The 19,062-nt window shown below is 66.1% G+C and carries 23 protein-coding genes and 1 tRNA gene; 6 read left to right on the forward strand and 18 right to left on the reverse strand.

What is annotated here, in order from left to right:
* Positions 1–7 precede the first annotated feature (7 nt).
* On the forward strand, positions 8–1,543 hold the full coding sequence (locus CupriaWKF_RS16395) for a DHA2 family efflux MFS transporter permease subunit (protein WP_276098846.1): 1,536 nt from the start codon (positions 8–10) through the stop codon (positions 1,541–1,543).
* A 168-nt stretch (positions 1,544–1,711) separates the two neighbouring features.
* The gene (locus CupriaWKF_RS16400; protein WP_276098847.1) at positions 1,712–1,924 is read left to right on the forward strand and encodes a hypothetical protein; all 213 of its coding nucleotides are present in this window, start codon (positions 1,712–1,714) and stop codon (positions 1,922–1,924) included.
* Between the two features lie 84 nt (positions 1,925–2,008).
* Here CupriaWKF_RS16400 and CupriaWKF_RS16405 read toward each other — a convergent pair.
* The 12 genes from CupriaWKF_RS16405 to CupriaWKF_RS16460 form a co-directional block, all read right to left on the reverse strand.
* Positions 2,009–2,084: transfer RNA gene (locus tag CupriaWKF_RS16405), tRNA-Ala, on the reverse strand.
* A gap of 73 nt (positions 2,085–2,157) precedes the next feature.
* Positions 2,158–3,879 (reverse strand): thiosulfohydrolase SoxB, encoded by a 1,722-nt coding sequence (gene soxB, locus CupriaWKF_RS16410; RefSeq protein ID WP_276098848.1) that lies wholly within the window; start codon positions 3,877–3,879, stop codon positions 2,158–2,160.
* Positions 3,880–4,000: 121 nt separating this feature from the next.
* Complete coding sequence (locus CupriaWKF_RS16415) at positions 4,001–4,447, reverse strand: TlpA disulfide reductase family protein (RefSeq protein ID WP_276100847.1); 447 nt, start codon at positions 4,445–4,447, stop codon at positions 4,001–4,003.
* 61 nt (positions 4,448–4,508) lie between these two features.
* The gene (soxX, locus tag CupriaWKF_RS16420) at positions 4,509–5,183 is read right to left on the reverse strand and encodes a sulfur oxidation c-type cytochrome SoxX (protein WP_276098849.1); all 675 of its coding nucleotides are present in this window, start codon (positions 5,181–5,183) and stop codon (positions 4,509–4,511) included.
* Between the two features lie 18 nt (positions 5,184–5,201).
* On the reverse strand, positions 5,202–6,008 hold the full coding sequence (gene soxA / locus CupriaWKF_RS16425; RefSeq protein WP_276098850.1) for a sulfur oxidation c-type cytochrome SoxA: 807 nt from the start codon (positions 6,006–6,008) through the stop codon (positions 5,202–5,204).
* Between the two features lie 76 nt (positions 6,009–6,084).
* On the reverse strand, positions 6,085–6,543 hold the full coding sequence (locus CupriaWKF_RS16430) for a DsrE family protein (RefSeq protein ID WP_276098851.1): 459 nt from the start codon (positions 6,541–6,543) through the stop codon (positions 6,085–6,087).
* 67 nt (positions 6,544–6,610) lie between these two features.
* On the reverse strand, positions 6,611–6,922 hold the full coding sequence (gene soxZ / locus CupriaWKF_RS16435) for a thiosulfate oxidation carrier complex protein SoxZ (RefSeq protein WP_276098852.1): 312 nt from the start codon (positions 6,920–6,922) through the stop codon (positions 6,611–6,613).
* 40 nt (positions 6,923–6,962) lie between these two features.
* Complete coding sequence (soxY, locus tag CupriaWKF_RS16440) at positions 6,963–7,418, reverse strand: thiosulfate oxidation carrier protein SoxY (RefSeq protein ID WP_276098853.1); 456 nt, start codon at positions 7,416–7,418, stop codon at positions 6,963–6,965.
* 166 nt (positions 7,419–7,584) lie between these two features.
* A complete protein-coding gene (locus CupriaWKF_RS16445) occupies positions 7,585–7,911 on the reverse strand; it encodes a c-type cytochrome (protein WP_276098854.1) in 327 nt (108 codons plus the stop codon).
* 117 nt (positions 7,912–8,028) lie between these two features.
* On the reverse strand, positions 8,029–9,069 hold the full coding sequence (locus CupriaWKF_RS16450; protein ID WP_276098855.1) for a c-type cytochrome: 1,041 nt from the start codon (positions 9,067–9,069) through the stop codon (positions 8,029–8,031).
* Positions 9,053–10,402, reverse strand: a complete 1,350-nt coding sequence (soxC, locus tag CupriaWKF_RS16455; RefSeq protein ID WP_276098856.1) for a sulfite dehydrogenase — start codon at positions 10,400–10,402, stop codon at positions 9,053–9,055. Before soxC ends, CupriaWKF_RS16450 begins: the two co-directional genes overlap by 17 nt.
* 69 nt (positions 10,403–10,471) lie before the next feature.
* Positions 10,472–10,888: a metalloregulator ArsR/SmtB family transcription factor gene (locus CupriaWKF_RS16460; protein WP_276098857.1), complete on the reverse strand. Its 417-nt coding sequence runs from the start codon at positions 10,886–10,888 to the stop codon at positions 10,472–10,474.
* 411 nt (positions 10,889–11,299) lie between these two features.
* Between CupriaWKF_RS16460 and CupriaWKF_RS16465 the strand changes: the two genes are divergently transcribed.
* Genes CupriaWKF_RS16465 through CupriaWKF_RS16480 form a run of 4 tightly spaced genes read left to right on the forward strand, consistent with a single transcriptional unit; the run spans position 11,300 to position 14,343 of the window.
* Positions 11,300–12,145, forward strand: coding sequence for an ABC transporter substrate-binding protein (locus CupriaWKF_RS16465; protein WP_276098858.1), 846 nt, complete (start codon positions 11,300–11,302; stop codon positions 12,143–12,145).
* 56 nt (positions 12,146–12,201) lie between these two features.
* Positions 12,202–12,897, forward strand: coding sequence for an amino acid ABC transporter permease (locus CupriaWKF_RS16470; protein WP_276098859.1), 696 nt, complete (start codon positions 12,202–12,204; stop codon positions 12,895–12,897).
* Between the two features lie 2 nt (positions 12,898–12,899).
* Positions 12,900–13,592, forward strand: coding sequence for an amino acid ABC transporter permease (locus CupriaWKF_RS16475; RefSeq protein ID WP_276098860.1), 693 nt, complete (start codon positions 12,900–12,902; stop codon positions 13,590–13,592).
* 1 nt (position 13,593) lies between these two features.
* Positions 13,594–14,343: an amino acid ABC transporter ATP-binding protein gene (locus CupriaWKF_RS16480; RefSeq protein WP_276098861.1), complete on the forward strand. Its 750-nt coding sequence runs from the start codon at positions 13,594–13,596 to the stop codon at positions 14,341–14,343.
* Positions 14,344–14,425: 82 nt separating this feature from the next.
* Here the strand turns inward: CupriaWKF_RS16480 and CupriaWKF_RS16485 are convergent, their stop codons facing one another.
* The 6 genes from CupriaWKF_RS16485 to CupriaWKF_RS16510 all read right to left on the reverse strand — a co-directional run bounded on the left by CupriaWKF_RS16485 (position 14,426) and on the right by CupriaWKF_RS16510 (position 19,056).
* Positions 14,426–15,325, reverse strand: coding sequence for an EamA family transporter (locus CupriaWKF_RS16485; protein WP_276098862.1), 900 nt, complete (start codon positions 15,323–15,325; stop codon positions 14,426–14,428).
* 97 nt (positions 15,326–15,422) lie between these two features.
* Positions 15,423–16,682, reverse strand: coding sequence for an NAD(P)/FAD-dependent oxidoreductase (locus CupriaWKF_RS16490; protein WP_276098863.1), 1,260 nt, complete (start codon positions 16,680–16,682; stop codon positions 15,423–15,425).
* 11 nt (positions 16,683–16,693) lie between these two features.
* The gene (locus CupriaWKF_RS16495) at positions 16,694–17,020 is read right to left on the reverse strand and encodes a c-type cytochrome (RefSeq protein WP_276098864.1); all 327 of its coding nucleotides are present in this window, start codon (positions 17,018–17,020) and stop codon (positions 16,694–16,696) included.
* Between the two features lie 128 nt (positions 17,021–17,148).
* On the reverse strand, positions 17,149–17,967 hold the full coding sequence (locus tag CupriaWKF_RS16500) for a BON domain-containing protein (RefSeq protein WP_276098865.1): 819 nt from the start codon (positions 17,965–17,967) through the stop codon (positions 17,149–17,151).
* Between the two features lie 31 nt (positions 17,968–17,998).
* Positions 17,999–18,586 carry a phosphoheptose isomerase gene (locus CupriaWKF_RS16505; protein ID WP_276098866.1) on the reverse strand — a complete coding sequence of 196 codons (588 nt, stop codon included), beginning with the start codon at positions 18,584–18,586 and terminating at the stop codon, positions 17,999–18,001.
* 86 nt (positions 18,587–18,672) lie between these two features.
* The gene (locus CupriaWKF_RS16510) at positions 18,673–19,056 is read right to left on the reverse strand and encodes a YraN family protein (protein WP_276098867.1); all 384 of its coding nucleotides are present in this window, start codon (positions 19,054–19,056) and stop codon (positions 18,673–18,675) included.
* Between the last annotated feature and the right edge of the window lie 6 nt (positions 19,057–19,062).

Genomic DNA, 19,062 nt, shown 5'->3' on the forward strand with positions numbered 1-19,062 from the left:
GCCTTCCATGTCCTCCCTAGCCCAGCAGGCCGGTACCGACACGCCGCTGAACCGGCCAATGATCACGGTCTCGATCATGCTGGCCACGCTGATCCAGACCCTGGACAGCACCATTGCCAACGTCGCGCTGCCGCACATGCAGGGCACGCTGTCGGCCTCGCAGGACGAGATCACGTGGGTCCTGACCTCGTACATCGTGGCGGCGGCCATCGCCACGCCTTTGACCGGATGGTTGTCCGACCGCCTTGGCGTGAAAAAGCTGCTGCTGGTCGCCATCGGCGGCTTCACCATGGCCTCCGCCTTATGCGGCCTGGCCGAGACGTTGCCGCAGATGGTGGCCGCGCGCCTGCTGCAGGGTATTTTCGGGGCCTCGCTGGTGCCGCTGTCGCAGTCCATCCTGCTCGATATCAACCCGCCCGCACGGCAGGGGCAAGCCATGGCCGTGTGGGGCATGGGCGTGATGGTCGGCCCGATCCTCGGCCCCACGCTGGGCGGCTGGCTGACCGACAGCTACAACTGGCGCTGGGTGTTCTTCATCAACGTGCCGATCGGCGCGTTTGCGATGTTCGGGGTCATGTCCTTCCTGCCCGCCAGGGCACCGCGCCGCGAGGTCAGGTTCGACGCGTTCGGCTTCGCCACGCTGAGCCTGGCCATCGGCGCGCTGCAGGCCATGCTGGACCGCGGCGAGCAGCTCGACTGGTTCAGTTCGCTGGAGATTCGCATCGAGGCGCTGCTGGCGGTGGTCAGCTTTGCCTATTTCCTCGTGCACACCGCCACGGCGGGGTCGAAGTCGTTCTTCCGCTATGAACTGCTGAAGGACCGCAACTTCGCCACCGGCACCTGCTTTATCTTCGTTATCGGCGCGGTCATGTACGCGACGCGGGCGCTGTTGCCGCCGATGCTGCAGGGGCTGATGCAATATCCCGTGGCCACGACCGGCCTCGTCACCGCGCCCAGCGGCGCCGGCACCATGGTGGCGATGCTGCTGGCGGGCCGCCTGCTGCGCCGCTTCGACGCGCGGCTGCTGCTCCTGTCGGGATTCCTGATTTCCGCGTTCGCGCTGTGGCAGATGATGCACTACACCATCGTGCTATCGATGTCCGACATCGTCTGGCCCGGCGTGATCCAGGGCTTCGGGCTGGGGCTGGTGTTCGTGCCGCTCAGCGCGCTGACGTTCTCCACGCTGCGGCCGGATCTGCGTGCCGATGGCACCGCTACCTACAGCCTGGTGCGAAATATCGGCAGCAGTATCGGCATCTCGGTGATCCAGGCGCTGATGACGCGCAACACGCAGGTCGCGCACGCCGACCTGGCCGCGCATGTCAGCGTCTACAACCCGAACCTGCAGTCAATGGTCGCGAGCGGCTCCCGTGCCGACCTGCTGGCACTCAACCACGCCATCACGCAGCAGGCGTCAATGATCGCCTACCTCAATGATTTCAAGGCGATGTTCATTGCCACGCTGCTGGTCGTGCCGCTGATCCTGCTGGTGCACCCCGCCCGCAAGGTCTCGGCCGACGTGGCCCACGCCGCCATGGACTGACCCGCCCGCCGCCGTGGCTTGCGCGAGACGACATGCGTGTATGGAGACGTAACAGCCCTGGCGATCTTGCTGTGACGTACTACCGTACAAATTACGCGCCCACCCAACGACCACGTCCAAGGAGTTCGCATGGCAATCCGGTCGATTGCTTCGCATAGCACATCCCAATTGCGCCGCCTGATCGGCCAGATGCAGGCGGAAGTCGATGCGCTCGAGCATCTGTCCGCACCGGATCCCGATACGCAAACTCGCCTCGGCTATGCCACGGCTCGGCTGCGCGACGGTATCGAGGCGGTGGAAGACGCGCTTCAGTCGTTGCGGGCGCTGCAACAGGTACGGCCTTCGGCGATGAAGGCGCGGCGCGGGCCGCGGGTGGCGTGACGCGGGATGCGCCGGATGAAAAGACAAACCAAAAAAGACAGACGAAAAAAAGGGCTCGGAACGAATTCCGAGCCCTTTTGTATCTGGTGGACCGAAGGAGGATCGAACTCCCGACCTCTGCATTGCGAACGCAGCGCTCTCCCAGCTGAGCTATCGGCCCGTCGTGGACGATTGTAGCCTACTTCCGTTTGGCGCTTCAATCCGTACCCGCGGGGTGATGATCCCGCGCAACATCAGGCCGCCATGCCCGGGTTGCGCTCCATGCCGACCACGCGTGGCTGGTTCAGCGGGCGGGCGCTGACTTCCTTGCTGGCGCGCAGCCACTGGGCCATGACATCCCAGATCGGTGCGCCGCCGGTCTGGCGCGCTTCTTCGGCCACGGGCGCCCAGCCGGCCACTTTGTAGGTCCTGCCGGCTTCGAGCGGCTGGCCGTTCAGGCGCATGTCGCTGATGCGCTTGCCCATGCCGGCGTTCGGGTCGATGGTGTACTGCAGGCCGCCCACGCGCACCATGTCGCCGCCTTGCTGGTAGTACGGGTCCGGGTTGAACAGGTTGTCGGCCACATCTTCGAGGATGGTCTTGATGGTCTCGCCGCTCATGTCCGTCACCGTGGTGTACGGGTAGGTGATGGCGGTCTGGTCCATCAGGTGCTCCATGGTGATGGCCTCGCCCGGCAGCAGCGTGGTGCCCCAGCGGAAACCCGGCGAGAACGCGATCTGCGCGCCCTGCACTTCCATCAGGCCGTCCAGGATGAGCTGGTCAAAGGTGCCGTTGAAATTGCCGCGCCGGTACAGCAGGCCGCGGTTCACGGCCAGCACTTCGCCGAGCTTCTGCTCATACGGCGCGCGGACCTTCCTGATCAGCCCGTCCATGGCCGGATCGGCCGGCAGGTAGTTGGCGAACACCGGCAGCAGGCGGTAGCGGAAATCCGTTACCTTGCCGTTCTTCACGTCAAAATCCAGCACGCCGAGGAACTTGCCATTGGAGCCGGCGTTGGTGACCAGCGTGGTGCCCCCCGCGTTCTTCACCGGCACAGGCGCCGGCATGCCGTCATGGGTGTGGCCACCCAGAATCGCGTCGAGCCCGCGCACGCGCGAGGCCAGCTTCAAATCCACATCCATGCCGTTGTGCGACAACAGCACGACCACCTGGGCGCCCTTGCTGCGCGCGTCGTCGATGACTTGCTGCAGGTTCTCTTCCTGGATGCCGAAGGTCCAGTCCGGCACGAAGTAGCGCGGGTTGGCGATCGGCGTGTACGGGAAAGCCTGGCCGATGATGGCCACCGCCACGCCGTTGATGTCGCGGATCACGTACGGGTCGAAGACGGGGTCGCCAAAGTCGTTGGTCTTGATGTTCTGCGCCAGGAACGAGACCTTGTCCTTGAAGTCCTTCTCGACGATCTCCTTGACGCGGTCGGCGCCGAGCGTCATTTCCCAGTGCGGCGTCATGACGTTGACGCCGAGCGCCAGCGCCGCGTCGACCATGTCCTGTCCCTTGGTCCACAGAGCGGTGGCGGAGCCCTGCCAGGTGTCGCCGCCGTCGAGCAGCAGCGCGCCGGGCCGGTTGGCCTTCATGCGCTTGACCAGCGTGGCCAGGTGGGCAAACCCGCCGACCTGGCCATAGCGCTGCGCGGCCTCGGTGAAATCGAGGTAGGTGAACGCATGCGCCTGCGGCGTGCCGGGGCGAATGCCATAGTGGCGCAGCAACGCGTCGCCGACCAGGTGCGGCGGCTTGCCAGCATAGGCGCCGATGCCGAGGTTGACGTTGGGTTCGCGAAAATACACCGGCCGCAGCTGCGCATGGCAATCGGTGAAATGCAGCAGGTGGACATTGCCGAAGCGCGGCAGGTCGTACATGGCCTCGGCGGATTTCGCCGCCTGGGCCGCGCTGGCGGGGAAGCTCATGCCGCCGGCGCCGGCAATGGCCAGCACCTGCAGGAACTCGCGTCGGTTCATGTCTTCGTCTCTTCCTGTGGAATCGGCGTGCCGGTTGGGCCCCCGCACGCATGCAAGGGCGTTCCGGCATCGTTTCAAGTTGGCCATGCACGGAGGGGCGTCCGCACGCGGCAAGGAATCTTCAGGGCCTGGCGTAACGGTCGAGCGCCGCGACTTCGTCGTCGAGCATCTCGCCCACTTCCTTTTGCACCACGCGGCCGCGCGCGTCGATCACGTACAGCTCGGGCAGGCCCTTGCGCGGGCTGAATGCACTGCGCAGCGCCGGCGAATCCATGGTAACCGGGAAGGTATAGCCGCGCTTGCGCAGGTACTCCGTCGCCTCGCGCGGATCCTTGTCGATGCTGATGGTCAGCACCTGCAGCGGCGTGCCGCGCGTGCGTTCGTGGAGCTTCTGCAGGCGCGGGTTCTGCAGGGCGCAGAACGGGCACCATGAAGCCCACACTTCGACGATCAGCGGCTTGCCGGCCAGCGATGCCGCGCTCAGGGTGCGGCCATCGAGCGTCCGCACATCGGGCAGCCGCACGGTGTCGCCGACCTCCAGCGCGCCGGCGCTGCCGGCGCCGGCCATCAGGCCGAAGGCCAGCAGCCACGCGATGAAGGCGGTGCGAACGCGCAGCATGCCCTTGTCCTTACTGGTTGACCGGCGAGGCCGGGTCCAGCAGCAGCGCCATCACGTCGCGGATCTGCGTTTCGGTCAGGATGCCCTTGTGGCCGAAGCGCGGCATGTTGGAGCAGGCCGCATAGGCGCTGGAGTCCCAGATCTTGCCCCAGGTGTACTTGACCACGTCGTCGGAATTGCCGCGCAGCTTGCCGTACTGGTACAGCGACGGGCCGATATTGCCGAACGAGATCTCCGCCTTGGTCATCTGGTGGCACGCGTAGCAGTTGCCGCCGTTGGTGCCGCCGACCGGGTCCGTGAACTGCATGCCGCGGCCGTTCTGTGCGATCTTCTCGCCTTCCTTCCAGTCGCCGAGCCACTTGCCGTCGGCCGGATACTTGACCTGCTTCAGCTCGGCGGCCTCTATCTTCTTTGCCGTGGCCGCCGGCACCTTGGATCGGTCCGGGTACTGGCTGCAGGCCTGCTGCATGGCGTCCTGGTTGAGCACGCCTTCGACAGTGGCCGGCCCCTTCGACGAGAACGAGCCTTCGATCAGGTGCTTCATGTCAGCGGCGCTGACGGTGATCGCTTTCGCCTTTGCCGCCGGCTTGGCCTTTGCGCTGTCCTGCGCGACGGCACCGGCGCTGGCCGCCAGGGTCAGCGCGGCAACCGCCCACACGGCGTATTGCTTGGTGATTCCTTGCATGTCTGTCTCCCGTGCTCGTCAGCGCTTCATGGCGGGGCCATCGTAGGTGCCGCCGTTGGCGTTCCTGGCCAGGAACATGGTGAGGGCGGTGATCACGTCCGAACCGTAGGCTGGCTCGGGAAAGCGCTGCTGGCGCAGGCAGTCGTACAGGCGGTGCTGCATGGTGCGTACCTCGCCCTGCGAGACACGGTAGGCGGGCCACGTCGTGTAGGCGGCCTGCGCGCCCTTCTCGGTCAGCAGGTTGGGCAGGTCCTGCAGGCGGATGCGCTGGCCGTCCACCGCGTGGCAGGTGGCGCAGGCAAAGTCATAGGCGCCGCCGCGGTAGAAGAACATCTTCTGGCCCAGCGCGTAGGTGCGCTGCTCTTCCGGGTGGCCGAGCTGGACGTTCATCTTCACGCCGCGCGACTCGGCGGTCAGGTACGAGACCAGGCGCTCGATGTCCGACGGCTTGCCCGACGACGAGAACGGATTGGCCATCGCCTCTTCCCTGGTCAACCCCTGCAATGTCACGCGGCAATAGGCCAGGCGCTGCTCGAGATCCATGACCTTGCCGGTGTCCTTGAAGTAGCGCGGCAGTTCGGCGTAGGCACCCTTGGTGACACCCGGGCCCTTGCCCAGGTCGCACTGCTCGAGCGATACGTTCTTCGGGCCGGCGGGCTTCTTCCACAGCTCTTCGCCGGCGGCTTCCCACAATTCAGCGGGGTTGCCTTCGGCCAGCATCTGGCGGTACTTGGCGATTTCGTCGGCGGTGCTGCCCTGCGCGTGCACGGCGGCCGCCAGGGTCAGCGCCGCGGCGCCTGTGGCAAGGCGTCGGATCTTGGTCATTGGGGGCTTCTCCTCCCGGCCGCTCATGCGCCGGGTCATTCTTCTGTCTGCGGGCCTTCCCTTGCCCGGGCCGTCCTCAAGGCTTGATGTAGGCGTAGCCATCATCAAACTGCAGGCGGGCGATCTCCACCACGCCGGCCGGTACGATCTTCGATTCCATCAGCAGGCTCGATTCGGAAATCTTGCGTGCGGTCAGCGTATTGCGGCAGACGCGGAATTCGACACCGGCCGAAGCCAGCGCGCCCACCGGGCCTTCAAACGTGTTGCCGCGCGCATCCTTGGCGCCTTCCACCAGGAAATCCACGCCATAGCCGAACGCGACCACGACGAGTTTTGTGTCGGGCGCGGCGTTCAGGTGGTTGCGCAGGTTGCCCATCGCGCGCACCGCCTGGTCGATGCCTTCCGACAGCTGGTACACCACCTTGACGCGCCCGCCCTTGCCTGCCGACGCGGCCGGCGCCGCCTGCGCCTCCGCCTTTGCCGCCAGTCCGATCGCGGCCAGCGCCGCCGATGCCCGAATGAATGCTCGCCGCATGATTGTTCCCGAGGTCAGTTTCCGACCAGAACCATAGCAGACGACGGCCGCGCGCGCCGGACGGGTATCAGGCGATGGTCGCCTCGTCGGTGCGCTTGTCGCCGCGGTTGTCGATCCAGGTCACGGCGACCTTGTCGCCCTTGGCGCCGCCCTTGAACTTGAAGTTCAGGAACGGGTCCTTGGACACCGCCGGGCCGAACTGCGCGCGGAACACTTCCTTGCCCTTGCACTGGGCGCTCACGGTCTGGATATGCCACGCCGGAATGGTCTTGCCGGCGCCGTCCTTGCGCTGGCCGGTTTCCATGTCGTGCTTCATCAGAATCTTGACGTCTACCACGCCGCCGTTCTCGGTGGCGCGTACGCGCATCGGGTCTGCCATTGCTCTCTCCTGTTGCAGATGATCGTGGGTTGGCGGGGGCTCAGCCGCCGCAGCCGCCCAAGGTGACCTTGATTTCCTTGGATGCCACGTACCACTTGCCGCCGGCCTTGACCGCGGCATGCACCACGGAGGTCTGGCCCATCTTCACGCGCGTGGAGACGAACGGTTCGGTGCCCGCCGGGATCACGAAATCCGCGGCCAGCGTGTTCGGGTTCTTCTCGACCAGGATGGCGATCTGCTCGGTATCCGGGATCGCGCTGGTCACGGCCACCGGCACCACGGCGCCGTTCTCGGCGATGTCCGGGGCGTTGAAGGTGATGGCGGTGCTCTTCTCGGTAGCGCTGCCGCCCAGGGCCTTGATCACGTCGGCCACGCTCTTGCCGTCAAAAGCGGTCTTGTTCCACTCGGCTGCCTGGGCTTCGGTGATCAGGCCGGTTGCAGCCATCAGCGACAGGACAGCGGTGACCCGCAGCATTTCTCGTCGTTTGGAATTCATTGTGCTTAGCTCTCCAGCTACTCCGTTCCCACACGTGGTTGACCGCCTGGGGCGGTGCGTCCTGCATGCGGCCGGTGCTTGGCCGGCCGCTGTGCTTTGTGTCGGGCCCGCGCGGCGCGTGCCCGCCGGCCCGTTGCATCGGTGCGTCTGCCCTTGCGGGCCTTGCTTACTTGGCCGGCGAGCCAGCCAGGACCCACTCCACCACCGTCTTCGCCTCAGCGTCGCTCAGGCCGGTGTTGGCGGGCATCGGCACAGGACCCCACACGCCCGAACCGCCGGTCTTGACCTTCTTGACCAGGGTCGCAACGGCGTTCTTGTCGCCCTTGTACTTGGCGGCCACGTCCTTGTAGGCCGGGCCAACCAGCTTCTTGTCGACCTGGTGGCAACCCATGCAGGCGTTCTTGTTGGCGATCTCCTGTGCCTTGGCGGCATCGACCGCGTGGGCCGATGCGGCGGCGCCCAGCATCAGCGCTGCGATGACAAACTGCTTCATTATTAAGCTCCAAGCTTTGTAAAGCCGTGGGGACGGCAAAGGCCGCGCCACAAACGGACTGCGCTGCGGCGCGACACACTCTGGCCGCCGCCTGGGGGCACTCCAGCGGCCAGCCCGCTATTTTGCCTCAAGAATCCACCCCACCATGGCGCGGATGTCCGAATCGGGGATCTGTGGCTGCGGTGGCATCGGCACGCTGCCCCAGGTGCCCTGCCCGCCCGCCTTGACCTTGCGCTCCAGCGCGGCGTGAGCATCACCCTGCCCGCGATACCTGCTGGCGATATCCGAGAATGACGGACCCACCACTTTGCGATCGAGGGCGTGGCACGCCATGCACTGGTACTGGCCGGTCAGCTTCGCGCCTGGTGCCACTGGCGCAGTGGCGACCGGCATCGCCTTCGCCGAAGCCAGCGCCACCACGCCGCGCGTGGGTCCGAACTCGCGCTGCTGCTGCGACAGGTCGCCGTGCGAATCGCGCGCGTAGTCCGGCATGGCCGAGACCACCTTCACGGTTGACTCGCAGTCCTTCATGCACGCCACGTTGTGCGTATCGGCCCGGCCGCGGCCGGGCCACATCCCGTGTTCCGTGGTCATGCCGTTGCGGTTCGGCATCTTGCGCTGCACCTCGGCGATGTTGGCGTCCGACAGCGTGAAGTCGGACGGGACAATCTCGCCAAGGTTCAGCAGATAGGCCGTGACGGCGTAGACATCGTCGGCGCTCAGGCTCCTCGGCGCATTCCACGGCATCGCGCGGTGGATGTAGTCCCACAGCGTGCTGACCGTGCTGACCTTCATCAGCGTGGTGCGGTACGGCTGGTTGCCGGTCATCGCGGCGACGCGGCCGCTGCGGATATCGTCGGCCGTGGTGCCGCCCACGATGGGCGAGAAGACTTCGTTCGATTCGCCGAAGTCGCCATGGCAGGACGCGCATTTGCCATCCCAGATCTTTTGTCCCTGCGCCACCGTGCCGCTGCCCTTGGGCAGGCCCTGGAAATCGGGGCGCACGTCGATGTCCCAGGCGGCCACCTCGGCCGCGGTCGCGGTGCGGCCCAGTGCCGTGCGTGCCGCGGCCGTGTCTGCCGTGCCAGCCCAGGCCGCGGAGGCCACGCAGCCGGCCGCCAGCGCCAGCGCGCGCGCCGTGTCAGCCCACATGGACATTGGACACCTCCCCGCCCTGGGCCACCTGCCAGCTCTGGATGGCGTTGTTGTGGTAGATCGAGCGCGTGCCGCGCACCGCGCGCAATTGCCCCATCCTGGGCTGCACGTATCCGGTTTCATCGATCGCGCGGCTTTGCAGGATGGCCGGTCCGCCGTCCCAGACCCAGTCCAGGTTGAAGCGCGTCAGGCACTTGGACAGCACAGGCGTTTCGAGCCGAGCCGTGCGCCAGTTGCGCCCGCCATCGGTCGAGACATCGACGCGGCGCACGCGCCCGCGCCCGGACCACGCCAGCCCGCTGATGTTGTAGAAGCCCTTGCCGACCATCTGCTGGCCGCCCGACGGCGAGGTGATGACGGACTTGCACTCCTGGATCGAGGTGTACTGGCGCAGCTTGCCGTCCGGCATCATGTCCACGTAGTGGATGGTCTCGTCCTTGGCGTTCCAGGGCTGGTCGCCCAGCTCCAGCCGGCGCAGCCACTTGACCCACGACACGCCCTGCACGCCCGGCACCACCAGCCGCAGCGGGTAGCCGTTCTCGGGACGCAGCATCTCGCCGTTCATGCCCCAGGCGACGATGATCTCGTCGGCCAGCTCCATCGGGATGGTGCGCGTCATGCCGGAGCCGTCGCCGCCTTCGGCCAGCAGGTACTTGCCGCGGCGCAGGTCCGCGCCGGCGTCGTCCAGCAGCACCTTGAGCGGCACGCCGGTGAATTCGCAGCAGGACAGCATGCCGTGGGTGTACTGCACCGTCGGCACCGCGACGTTGCCCCACTCCATGCCGGTATTGGCGCCGCACTCGATGAAATGCATGCGCGACACCGACGGCAGGCGCATCAGGTCGTCCATGGTATAGACACGCGGCGCCTTGACCAGCCCGTTGATCATCAAGCGGTGGCGGGCCGGGTCGATGTCCTGCCAGCCCTGGTGGTGCCGCTCGAAATGCAGGCCGCTGGGCGTGATGATGCCGAACAGCCCCTGCAGCGGCGCAAACGCGACCGAGGCCGCCGACACGCGCGTCAGTCCCGGTGACTCGCGCCGCACGAGGTTCTTCTCATGGACCGAAGGCTGTCCGTACGGCCGCGCCGCCACCGGCTGGCCCAGAGATGTGGCCCACGGCTGCGGTTCCAGGATGGCGGGATCGCCATCGGCGGCCAGCGCGCGCCGGCCCAGGCCGACTGCCGCGATCCCGGCCGCCGCGCCGAGGAAGCTCTTGCGCAGGAAGTCGCGGCGCGGGCTGTCGAGCCCGTGCCGGGCAATGTCCTGCTGCAGCGAGGTGCTGACGAAGTGCTCGGGCGCGGGCACGATGCGCCCGCGCGGGGTGCGTTCCTGCAATGCCGTCTCCTCCGGTACGCTCGCCGTGGCGGCGCGCCTGTTCTGATGCGGTCTGCAGGAAGAGCCAGGCTACTGCGCGGCCTTGCGCCGCCGGGCGGGGGGTGGTGCGGGCTGGGCCATGAAACGGTCCACCGCGCCGGAGGTCAGGGCATTGTCCTCCAGCCGGCTGGCCACCTGCACGCAGACCGTGCGGCACAGCTCCACCACGCTTTCGTCCGCAATGGCGTAATACACCAGGTTCGCCTCCTTGCGGCGCGACAGCACGCCCGAGCGGTACATCGCGTTGAGATGCCGCGACACATTGGTCTGGGACGAACCCACCGTCTCGACCACCGTGTTCACCGGCTTCTCGCCATCGCACAGGGCGTGCAGGATCTTCAGCCGCGTAGGCTCCGCCAGCAGGCTGAAATACCCCGACACCTTTTCGAACACGCGATCCAGCTCTTCCATGAGATCCAATATATTCGTATATGCGTGAATGCGCATATAGTGTTTACCCGCTGCAATACACGCTCCGATACAGCGTGGAATCTACGACCGGCCGAGCAGCGGCATGGGCCTCACCGCTTCTTGCGCCCGTGTCGCCAGGTCAGTACCAAACTCAATATGTCCCGAGCCCGACAGACGTCCACATTTTAGCTCTTCGAGCATTGAATTCCTTGTTACGTCCGTCGCATAGAAATTTATTCTACTGATGAGACGCTGGGGCGGCGTTCTTCGAAAATCCTTTCCTCGAGCGGGACTCTATGATTTCAACCGAAGGAGCGTATCCAGCTGGTCTCAAGCCGGAATACGGGCGTTGAAAGGATGGGGTTAGTCCTGTCTTCCCAAAGGCAGACGGGAAAATAGAATACAGCTCGACCCTGCCACGACAATATTTCAAAAGGAGGAGGAGACATGCAAGAAGAGAAAGGTATTGTTCGGATTGCCCGCCTGGCCGCCCTGTCTGCGCTTGCGCTGATGGCGGTGCATGCCCATGCCGATCAGGTCGCCGATATCAAGGCCAAGGGCGAAATGGTATGCGGCGTGCTCGGTACTGACGAACCGTTCAGCTTCATCAAGGATCCGTCCAGCCGCGAAATCGTCGGGTATGACGTCGACCTGTGCAATGCGGTCGCCAAGAGCCTGGGCGTCAAGCCGGTGCTCAAGCAGATCGCGGTCGCCGCGCGCATTCCCGAGCTCCAGCAAGGTCACGTCGACCTGCTTGCCGCCTCGCTGACGCACAACAAGGAGCGGGAGTCCCAGATCGACTTCTCGCTGTCGACCTTCATCACCGGCCAGAAGGCCATGGTCACGAAGAGCAGCGGCATCACGACCCTCGAACAGCTTGACGGCAAGAAGGTCCTGACCGTCAAGGGCTCGACGATGGAAACCAACATCGCCGCCAAGATCAAGAACGCCTCGGTGGTGTCGTTCGACAACAGCCCGCAGGCGCTGCTGGCGCTCCAACAGGGCAAGGGCGTCGCCTACGTCAACGACGAGACCTCGCTGGTCAGCAACTTCTCGAAGCTCGGGCCAGCCGCCAAGGACTACACGCTGGTGCCGCAGTACCTTTCGACGGAACATCTCGCGCTGGGCCTGCGCAAGAACGAGCCCGCCCTCCACGCCCAGGTCAACAAGGTCTTGCTGGCCATGGAATCCAGCGGCGAAGCGCAGAAGCTGTACGACAAGTGGTTCGGGCCAACGACGAAGATGAACTTCCCGCCGCGCGCGTTCAAGATCTCCACCGACAAGATCGACTGAGTTTCGGTCACCTTCCCTGAAGCGCTGCCCGGCACCATGCCGGGCAGTTGCACGCCATGCCCAATTTCCACCTGTCGATGTTGCTGTCCGGCCAGTACCACGAATGGCTGGTCAGCGGATTCGTGATGTCGCTGAAGCTGTCGGCGCTCACGTTCGTGATCTCTCTGCCGCTCGCCATCGTGGTGGCCCTCTTGCGTCTCGCGCCATTTGCGCCCTTGCGGGCCCTTGGACAAGTCTACGTCGAAGCCATCCGCAATGTGCCGCTGCTCGCGCACATGTTGTTCTGGTATTTCGGCGCGCCGCAGTTGCTGCCCCTGGCGCTCAGGAGCTGGTTGTACGAACACAACTATGAAGCCGTCAGCGCGCTGATCGCCCTGGTGCTGTATACGGTGGCCTATATGGCCGAGGATATTCGCAGCGGCATTCGCTCCATACCGAAGGAGCAGCTCGAGGCCAGCCGCGCGCTGGGCTTGAGCTTCCTGGCAGCGATGCGATTGGTCGTACTACCCCAGTCGCTGCGCATTACCGTGCCGCCACTGGTTAGCCAGACCCTGAATCTCTGGAAGAACTCAAGCATTGCCATGGTGATCGGCGTGGCGGAACTGATGTACCAGGCGCAGCAGGTGGAAAGCGCCACGTTCCGCGGCTTTGAATCGTTCGCGTTCGCCACGCTGGCTTACCTTACCATTTCGATGACCATCACCTTGGTGTCCGTGTGGTATCAGCGCCGGTATCCGGTAAGGAGCGCGTAGCCATGCTTGATGTCATCCAGACGTATGGCGTCTACTTTCTTATCGGCCAGTATCCCAACGGTCCGCTGGGCGGCCTGCTGCTGACGATACTGCTGGCGTCGGCCGGACTCGTGCTGGCTTTGCCCGTCGGGATCACCCTGGGGTTGTGCCGGGTGAGCCCGTTCCGCACACTGCGCTGGCCGGCCACAGCGCTCGTCTATATCGTGCGGGGAACGCCACTGCTGATGGTGGTCTTCTGGGCGTACTTCCTGCTGCCCACGGTGACGGGCCATCGCACGGCGCAGTTCACGACCATGCTGACCGCGCTCGTGATCTTCGACGGCGCCTACCTGGCCGAGATCGTGCGCGCCGGGATCCAGGGGCTGCCGCGCGGCCAGATGGAGAGCGCGCGGTCGCTCGGCTTGTCATACGTTCAGGCGATGGTCCTGGTCATTCTTCCGCAGGCCTTGCGCAATATGCTGCCCTCGCTGGTGAACCAGCTGGTGTCGACGATCAAGGAGACGTCACTGGGCTACATCATCAGCCTGCCGGAAGCCTCATTCATCTCCGGTCAGATCAGCACGCAGATGCTTACCCAGGCGGCCCAGGTCTACCTGCTGCTCGCGTTCAGCTACTTCGTCATGTGCTTTGGACTGACCCGCTTTGCCTATCTGCTTGAGCGCAGGCTTGCCGCGCGTGCCCCGATGAAGGTGTGAAATGATTACCCTTGAGAATGTCAGCAAGTGGTACGGCGACTATCAGGCGCTGGTGGATATCAACGAAACGGTAGCGAAAGGCGAAGTCGTGGTCGTGTGCGGGCCTTCGGGCTCTGGCAAGTCGACGCTGATCCGGACCCTGAACCGGCTGGAAGCCATCCAGAAAGGCCGCATCCTCGTGAACGGCCTGGACGTGCACGCGCGCAATGTCGATGTCAACACGTTGCGCAGCGGCATCGGCTTCGTCTTCCAGCAGTTCAACCTGTTCCCGCACCTGACGGTGCTCGACAACTGCACGCTCGCGCCGGTGCGGCTCAAGCGGATGTCAGCACGCGAAGCGAAGGACTTTGCCATGAGCCTGCTGGAACGCGTTGGCCTGCCGCACAAGGCGCAGGCCTACCCGGGACAATTGTCGGGCGGCCAGCAGCAGCGTGTCGCCATTGCGCGCGCGCTCGCGATGAAGCCTCCTGTCATGCTGTTCGACGAACCGACCTCCGCGCTCGACCCGGAGATGGTCAATGAAGTTCTCCAGGTCATGAAGGGGCTGGCGCGTGACGGCATGACCATGGTGTGCGTCACGCATGAAATGGGCTTCGCGCGCGAAGTGGCGGATCGCGTGATCTTCATGGACCAGGGCCAGGTGCTCGAGCGCGCCAAGCCGGAGCGGTTCTTCCAGAAGCCCGAGCATCCGCGCGCGCAACGCTTCCTGTCCGATATCCGCTCGCCCTGGGTGTCCGCCGTCGTCGCCTGATGGCGGACCGGATTCGGAGAATGAATCCGGGCGTCCCCGCTGCGTTGAACTGACTGCGCCAAGGGGCGCGCCTGCGCCGACGCTAGCGTCGTGCCAGCGGGCGGCCAGCCCAGAAGCGGCCGCCGTACACGTTGAGCAGCAGGCCGGCCATGACCACGGCGGCGCCGAGCCACTGGGCCGGCGACAGGTCTTCGCCCAGCAGCCCGTGCGCAGCCACCAGGCCGACCACCGGTACCAGCAGCGTGAGCGGCGCCACCTGGCTGGCCGGGTAGCGGGTCAGCAGCCTGCCCCACATGGTGTAGCCGAACACGGTCGCGGCGAACGCCAGATACAGTACCGCGAACACGGCCATGCCCGAGACGTGCGTGAGGCTTGCCGTAATGCGCGCCGGCCCTTCGAACCACAGCGACAGCAGCGCAAACGGCACGATCGGAATCAGCGCCGCCCAGACCACCAGGCCCAGCAGATCGACCGGACCGATCTTCTTGCTGACGATATTGCCGCTGGCCCAGCAGGCCGCGCCGCACAGCGTCAGCAGGAAGCCGGCAACGCTCATGCTGCCCGGAGCCGTACCCGTTGCAGCGCCCGAGCCGATCAGCACCAGTCCGCAGGCGGCCACCATCATGCCGGCCAGGTTGTGCCAGCGCACGGGCTCGCCCAGCCACAGCGCCGCGATGCCCACTGTGAAGAAGACCTGCGACTGCAGCACGAGCGAGGCCAGCCCGGCCGGCATGCCGACCGCCATCGCGTAGAACAGGAACGCGAACTGCCCGAGGCTGATGGTCGCGCCATAGGCCAGCAGCATGGGCAGCGGCACGCGCGGGCGCGGGACGAAGAAGATGGCCGGAAACGCCACCAGGCAGAAGCGCAGCGCGCCCAGCAGCATCGGCGGAACGCCCGCCAGGCCGACCTTGATGACGACGAAGTTGACGCCCCAGACGCAGACGATGGCTAGGGCTAGGAGGCGGTCTTTGGGTTGCATGGAAACGGGGGCGGCGCGGGGGCGGATTCGGAAAGCCCCAGCGTAGCAGTGCCCCGCGCCGGGGCATTGCACGTTCCTGCGGTTTTTGCCGAGACGGCTAACTCAGCATGTCGGCCCAGATTCCCTTTGCCCATGCCAGGGCAAAATCCCCCTCCGGCACGTTCGGCGCCGCCGACAGCCCGCCAGAACCTGGCACCGTCACCATCGTCTTCTGCGCGGCGTCGTAGCGATGCACACTCGCCACATGCACCGCTTCGCGATCGGACGTGAAGCTGTAGCAGGTGTTGTTGTAGAGCGGCTCGGAATCCGGGGCACGACCCGATAGCAGCGCGACAATGGCCGCCGCGGCAACCTTGCCGTGCTGGTTGGCCATATGTCCCGATTTGGGCATCAGCGGCGCAATCTGGATCGCATCTCCAAGCAGGTGGATATTCGGCACGGCAAGCGATTCGAACGTCAGGAAATCCACCTCGCACCACCGGCCATTGGCGGTGGCCAGCCCCGCCGACACGGCAATTGCGCCAGCACGCTGCGGCGGCAGCACGTTGAGCACGTCGGCCCGCTCGTCATCCTGCACGTCGAACTTGAGCGTGCGCGTGGCGGCGTCGACATCGACGGCGTTGTATTGCGGCCGGTACTCCACCATACCCTGGTACTGCGTGCCCCAGACCTGCCGGAACAGCGCCGCCTTCGAGGTGATGTCCGGATTGGCATCCAGGATCAGCACCTTGCTGCGCGGCTTGTGCCGGCTGAAATAGTGTGCCGCCTGGCAGGCCCGCTCGTAGGGCCCCGGCGGGCATCGGTAAGGCGCCAGCGGAATGCTGATCGCAAAGGTGCCGCCGTCCGGCATGGCTTCGAGCTGGCGCCGCAATGCCAGCGTCTGGGGGCCCGCCTTCCAGGCATGCAGGATCTGGTCGCCGCCGGGACGCTGCAGACCGGGCAGCGCGTCGCTCATCATGTCGACGCCGGGCGACAGCACCAGGCGGTCGTATGGCAGCACCGCGCCGCCGCCCAGGCGCACCGTGCGCCGGGCGGCGTCGATCGCCACCGCGTTGTCGCGCACGAGCTTCACGCCGTGGCGGCGCACCAGGGCGTCGTATGGCACGGTGATGTCCGCCATGCGCCGGCTGCCGCCGATCACGAGGTTGGACAGCGGACACGATACGAAGGCCGCATTGGGCTCCACCAGCGTGACGTCGATGGTGTGGCCGCTCCATTCGCGCACGTAGCGCGCCGCCGTGGCACCGCCGTAGCCGGCGCCGACCACCACCACCTTTGCCGGCGCGGCTGCGCGTGCGCCCAGCGTACCCAGTGCAGCGGCGCCGGCCGCCACCTTCAGAAAGTTGCGACGTTGCATGGTGCCCCCCCTCACCTGATGGCGGCAAACCACGCGGCAATCGCGGCGATCTGGTCGTCGCTGTAGCCGTTGGCAATCTGGTGCATGACCGTAGCCGGGCGCGTGCCGGCCTTGAACGCCTGCATCTGCGAGACGAGTTCTGACTGGGGGCGGCCGGCCAGCGCGGGAATGGGACTGCCCGCAGGCGGGCGGCCGTGCGGACCATGGCAGCTGGTGCAGGCCGCGGCATGATTGCGGGCGCGCAGCGCCGACGCGTCGTTGTCGGCCGCGGAGGCGGTGCCGCACGCGATCGGCAAGGCCAGCACGGCCAGCGCCGCGGGCATGGGGATCCTTGTCATGGTCTCGCTCCGTGGACCGCCCGGCGGGCGGCGCGTGGCTACCGTATCACATTGCACGCGGGCGGACGGAACGAAATCCGCATGACGTCAGGCAGCCGGTGCTGCCTGACGGTGGGTTCGGATGCGGCTCAGGGCAGGCTGCGGCCCGGAGGCAGTGCCACCGGGGAAGCCACCGGCGACGTCACCGGAGTCGCAACGGCGCCATTGCCGGCCGACGAGTCGGCCGGAGCATTGACCGGACCGCCGACGCCCGGCACCGACTGCACGGGCGCCGGCGTACCGACGGTTCCGTCCGGCTGCGGGTTCTGCGAGGTGGAGGCCTGGTCCAGACGCGCGCGCTCGGCATCACTCACGTAGTCGAAAGCCTTGACCACCTTGGCGACGCCGCTGGTGTTGCGGGCCACTTCCGTGGCGCGGTCGCCTTCGGCCGTGGTGACGATGCCCAGCAGGTAGACCACGCCCTTGTCGGTGGTGACCTTGATCGAGTTGGACGGCACGCCCTCGGCGGTCATGAGCTGGGTCTTGACCTTGCTGGTCAGGTAGGCGTCCTCGCTCTGCGTGAGGAACGACGGCGACGACGCGATCTCGAGCTCGTTGATTACCACGCGCGCGTTCTGCAGCCCGCGCACGTACTGGTCGACCTGTTGCTTCACATTGTCGTTCGCGGCTTCGCCGGTCAGCAGCACCTTGCGGTTGAACACGGTGACGCTCACGCGCGCCTGGCCGTTGTAGCGCGAGCTCAGCGTGCTGTCGGCCTCCATCTGCAGGCCGCGGTCGACGGTCTGCGTGGCGGTCGGGCGACGGTCGGTGGCAACCGCCACGCCACTGGCCACGGCACCGGCCATGACCGGGAAGCAGCCGGCGAGCTGGGTGGTACCGACGGCGAGCATGGCGGCCGTGAGCGCGATGCGGGTCAGTCGGGTGGCTTGGAAAGGCAGTTTGGTCATGCTGTCCTTGCTGTAGCTTGGGGTAAGTGGATCAGGCTTCGCCGAGCAATGCCTCGTCGATGCCATCGCACAGGCAATGCAGGGTGAGCAGGTGGACTTCCTGGACGCGCGCCGTTCGCTCGCTCGGCACGCACAGGTGGATATCGAATTCGTCGAGCATGGCGCCGATCTTGCCGCCGCCCTTGCCGGTCAGTGCGATCACGCTCATGTCGCGCTGGCGCGCGGCCTCGATCGCGGTGATCACATTGCCGGAATTGCCCGACGTGGACAGTGCCAGCAGGATGTCGCCGGGCTGGCCCAGCGCCTCGACCTGCTTGGAGAACACCACGCTGAAGTCGTAGTCATTGCCGATGGCGGTCAGGATCGAGCTGTCCGTGGTCAGCGCGATTGCCGCCAGGCCGGGCCGCTCGCGTTCGAAGCGGCCGACCAGCTCGGCGGCGAAATGCTGGGCGTCGGCGGCCGAACCGCCGTTGCCGCAGGCCAGGATCTTGTTGCCGCTGGTCAGCGCGCCGACCATGCGTTCCACGGCGGCGTCGATATACGGCGCCATCACGGCCGCGGCCTGGCGCTTGGTTTCGGCGCTGTCCAGGAATTGCTGCTGAATGCTTTCGATGCTCATCGCTCGATGGGGGCCTTGTTGTTGCAGTGGCGGCACGGGCCGCGCAATATCGCGCATTATGAACCAGCGCGGCCGGTCAGCCGCGATCAGCAAAGGCCGCCGGCGGCATCCAGGTCGAAGGCGTGCTGCAGCCATTCGAGCCGGCCCGGCGCCAGCGCCACCACGTCGAACCGGCACGGCGGCTGTTGCGCCAGCGTCGCCAGGTAATGCAGCGCCGCCAGTACCACGCGCCGCTGCTTGGCCGGCGTCACGCTGGCCGCCGCGCCGCCAAACGCGGCCGCACTGCGCTGGCGCACCTCGACAAACACCAGCGTGCCGTCCGGCGCGCACATGACCAGGTCGATCTCGCCGCCTTTGCAGCGATAATTGCGCACCACGGGCTGCAAGCCGTGCCGTTGCAGGTGGGCAAGCGCGCGGTCCTCGGCCAGCGCGCCGCGCGCCTGCGTCGTGCTTTTGAATGATCGAATCAACGGAAG

Source organism: Cupriavidus sp. WKF15 (genome assembly GCF_029278605.1).
In the GTDB taxonomy this organism is placed as follows: Bacteria; Pseudomonadota; Gammaproteobacteria; order Burkholderiales; family Burkholderiaceae; genus Cupriavidus.

Bases quoted from the DNA above. Each gene is read 5' to 3' on its own strand.
- CupriaWKF_RS16395 (WP_276098846.1), top strand. From the start codon at position 8: ATGTCCTCCCTAGCCCAGCAGGCCGGTACCGACACGCCGCTGAACCGG.
- soxB (WP_276098848.1), bottom strand. From the start codon at position 3,879: ATGAACCGACGCGAGTTCCTGCAGGTGCTGGCCATTGCCGGCGCCGGC.
- CupriaWKF_RS16415 (WP_276100847.1), bottom strand. From the start codon at position 4,447: ATGGCCGGCGCCGGCAGCGCCGGCGCGCTGGAGGTCGGCGACACCGTG.
- soxX (WP_276098849.1), bottom strand. From the start codon at position 5,183: ATGCAAGGAATCACCAAGCAATACGCCGTGTGGGCGGTTGCCGCGCTG.
- soxA (WP_276098850.1), bottom strand. From the start codon at position 6,008: ATGACCAAGATCCGACGCCTTGCCACAGGCGCCGCGGCGCTGACCCTG.
- CupriaWKF_RS16430 (WP_276098851.1), bottom strand. From the start codon at position 6,543: ATGCGGCGAGCATTCATTCGGGCATCGGCGGCGCTGGCCGCGATCGGA.
- soxZ (WP_276098852.1), bottom strand. From the start codon at position 6,922: ATGGCAGACCCGATGCGCGTACGCGCCACCGAGAACGGCGGCGTGGTA.
- soxY (WP_276098853.1), bottom strand. From the start codon at position 7,418: ATGAATTCCAAACGACGAGAAATGCTGCGGGTCACCGCTGTCCTGTCG.
- CupriaWKF_RS16445 (WP_276098854.1), bottom strand. From the start codon at position 7,911: ATGAAGCAGTTTGTCATCGCAGCGCTGATGCTGGGCGCCGCCGCATCG.
- CupriaWKF_RS16450 (WP_276098855.1), bottom strand. From the start codon at position 9,069: ATGTCCATGTGGGCTGACACGGCGCGCGCGCTGGCGCTGGCGGCCGGC.
- CupriaWKF_RS16460 (WP_276098857.1), bottom strand. From the start codon at position 10,888: ATGCGCATTCACGCATATACGAATATATTGGATCTCATGGAAGAGCTG.
- CupriaWKF_RS16465 (WP_276098858.1), top strand. From the start codon at position 11,300: ATGCAAGAAGAGAAAGGTATTGTTCGGATTGCCCGCCTGGCCGCCCTG.
- CupriaWKF_RS16470 (WP_276098859.1), top strand. From the start codon at position 12,202: ATGCCCAATTTCCACCTGTCGATGTTGCTGTCCGGCCAGTACCACGAA.
- CupriaWKF_RS16475 (WP_276098860.1), top strand. From the start codon at position 12,900: ATGCTTGATGTCATCCAGACGTATGGCGTCTACTTTCTTATCGGCCAG.
- CupriaWKF_RS16480 (WP_276098861.1), top strand. From the start codon at position 13,594: ATGATTACCCTTGAGAATGTCAGCAAGTGGTACGGCGACTATCAGGCG.
- CupriaWKF_RS16485 (WP_276098862.1), bottom strand. From the start codon at position 15,325: ATGCAACCCAAAGACCGCCTCCTAGCCCTAGCCATCGTCTGCGTCTGG.
- CupriaWKF_RS16490 (WP_276098863.1), bottom strand. From the start codon at position 16,682: ATGCAACGTCGCAACTTTCTGAAGGTGGCGGCCGGCGCCGCTGCACTG.
- CupriaWKF_RS16495 (WP_276098864.1), bottom strand. From the start codon at position 17,020: ATGACAAGGATCCCCATGCCCGCGGCGCTGGCCGTGCTGGCCTTGCCG.
- CupriaWKF_RS16500 (WP_276098865.1), bottom strand. From the start codon at position 17,967: ATGACCAAACTGCCTTTCCAAGCCACCCGACTGACCCGCATCGCGCTC.
- CupriaWKF_RS16505 (WP_276098866.1), bottom strand. From the start codon at position 18,586: ATGAGCATCGAAAGCATTCAGCAGCAATTCCTGGACAGCGCCGAAACC.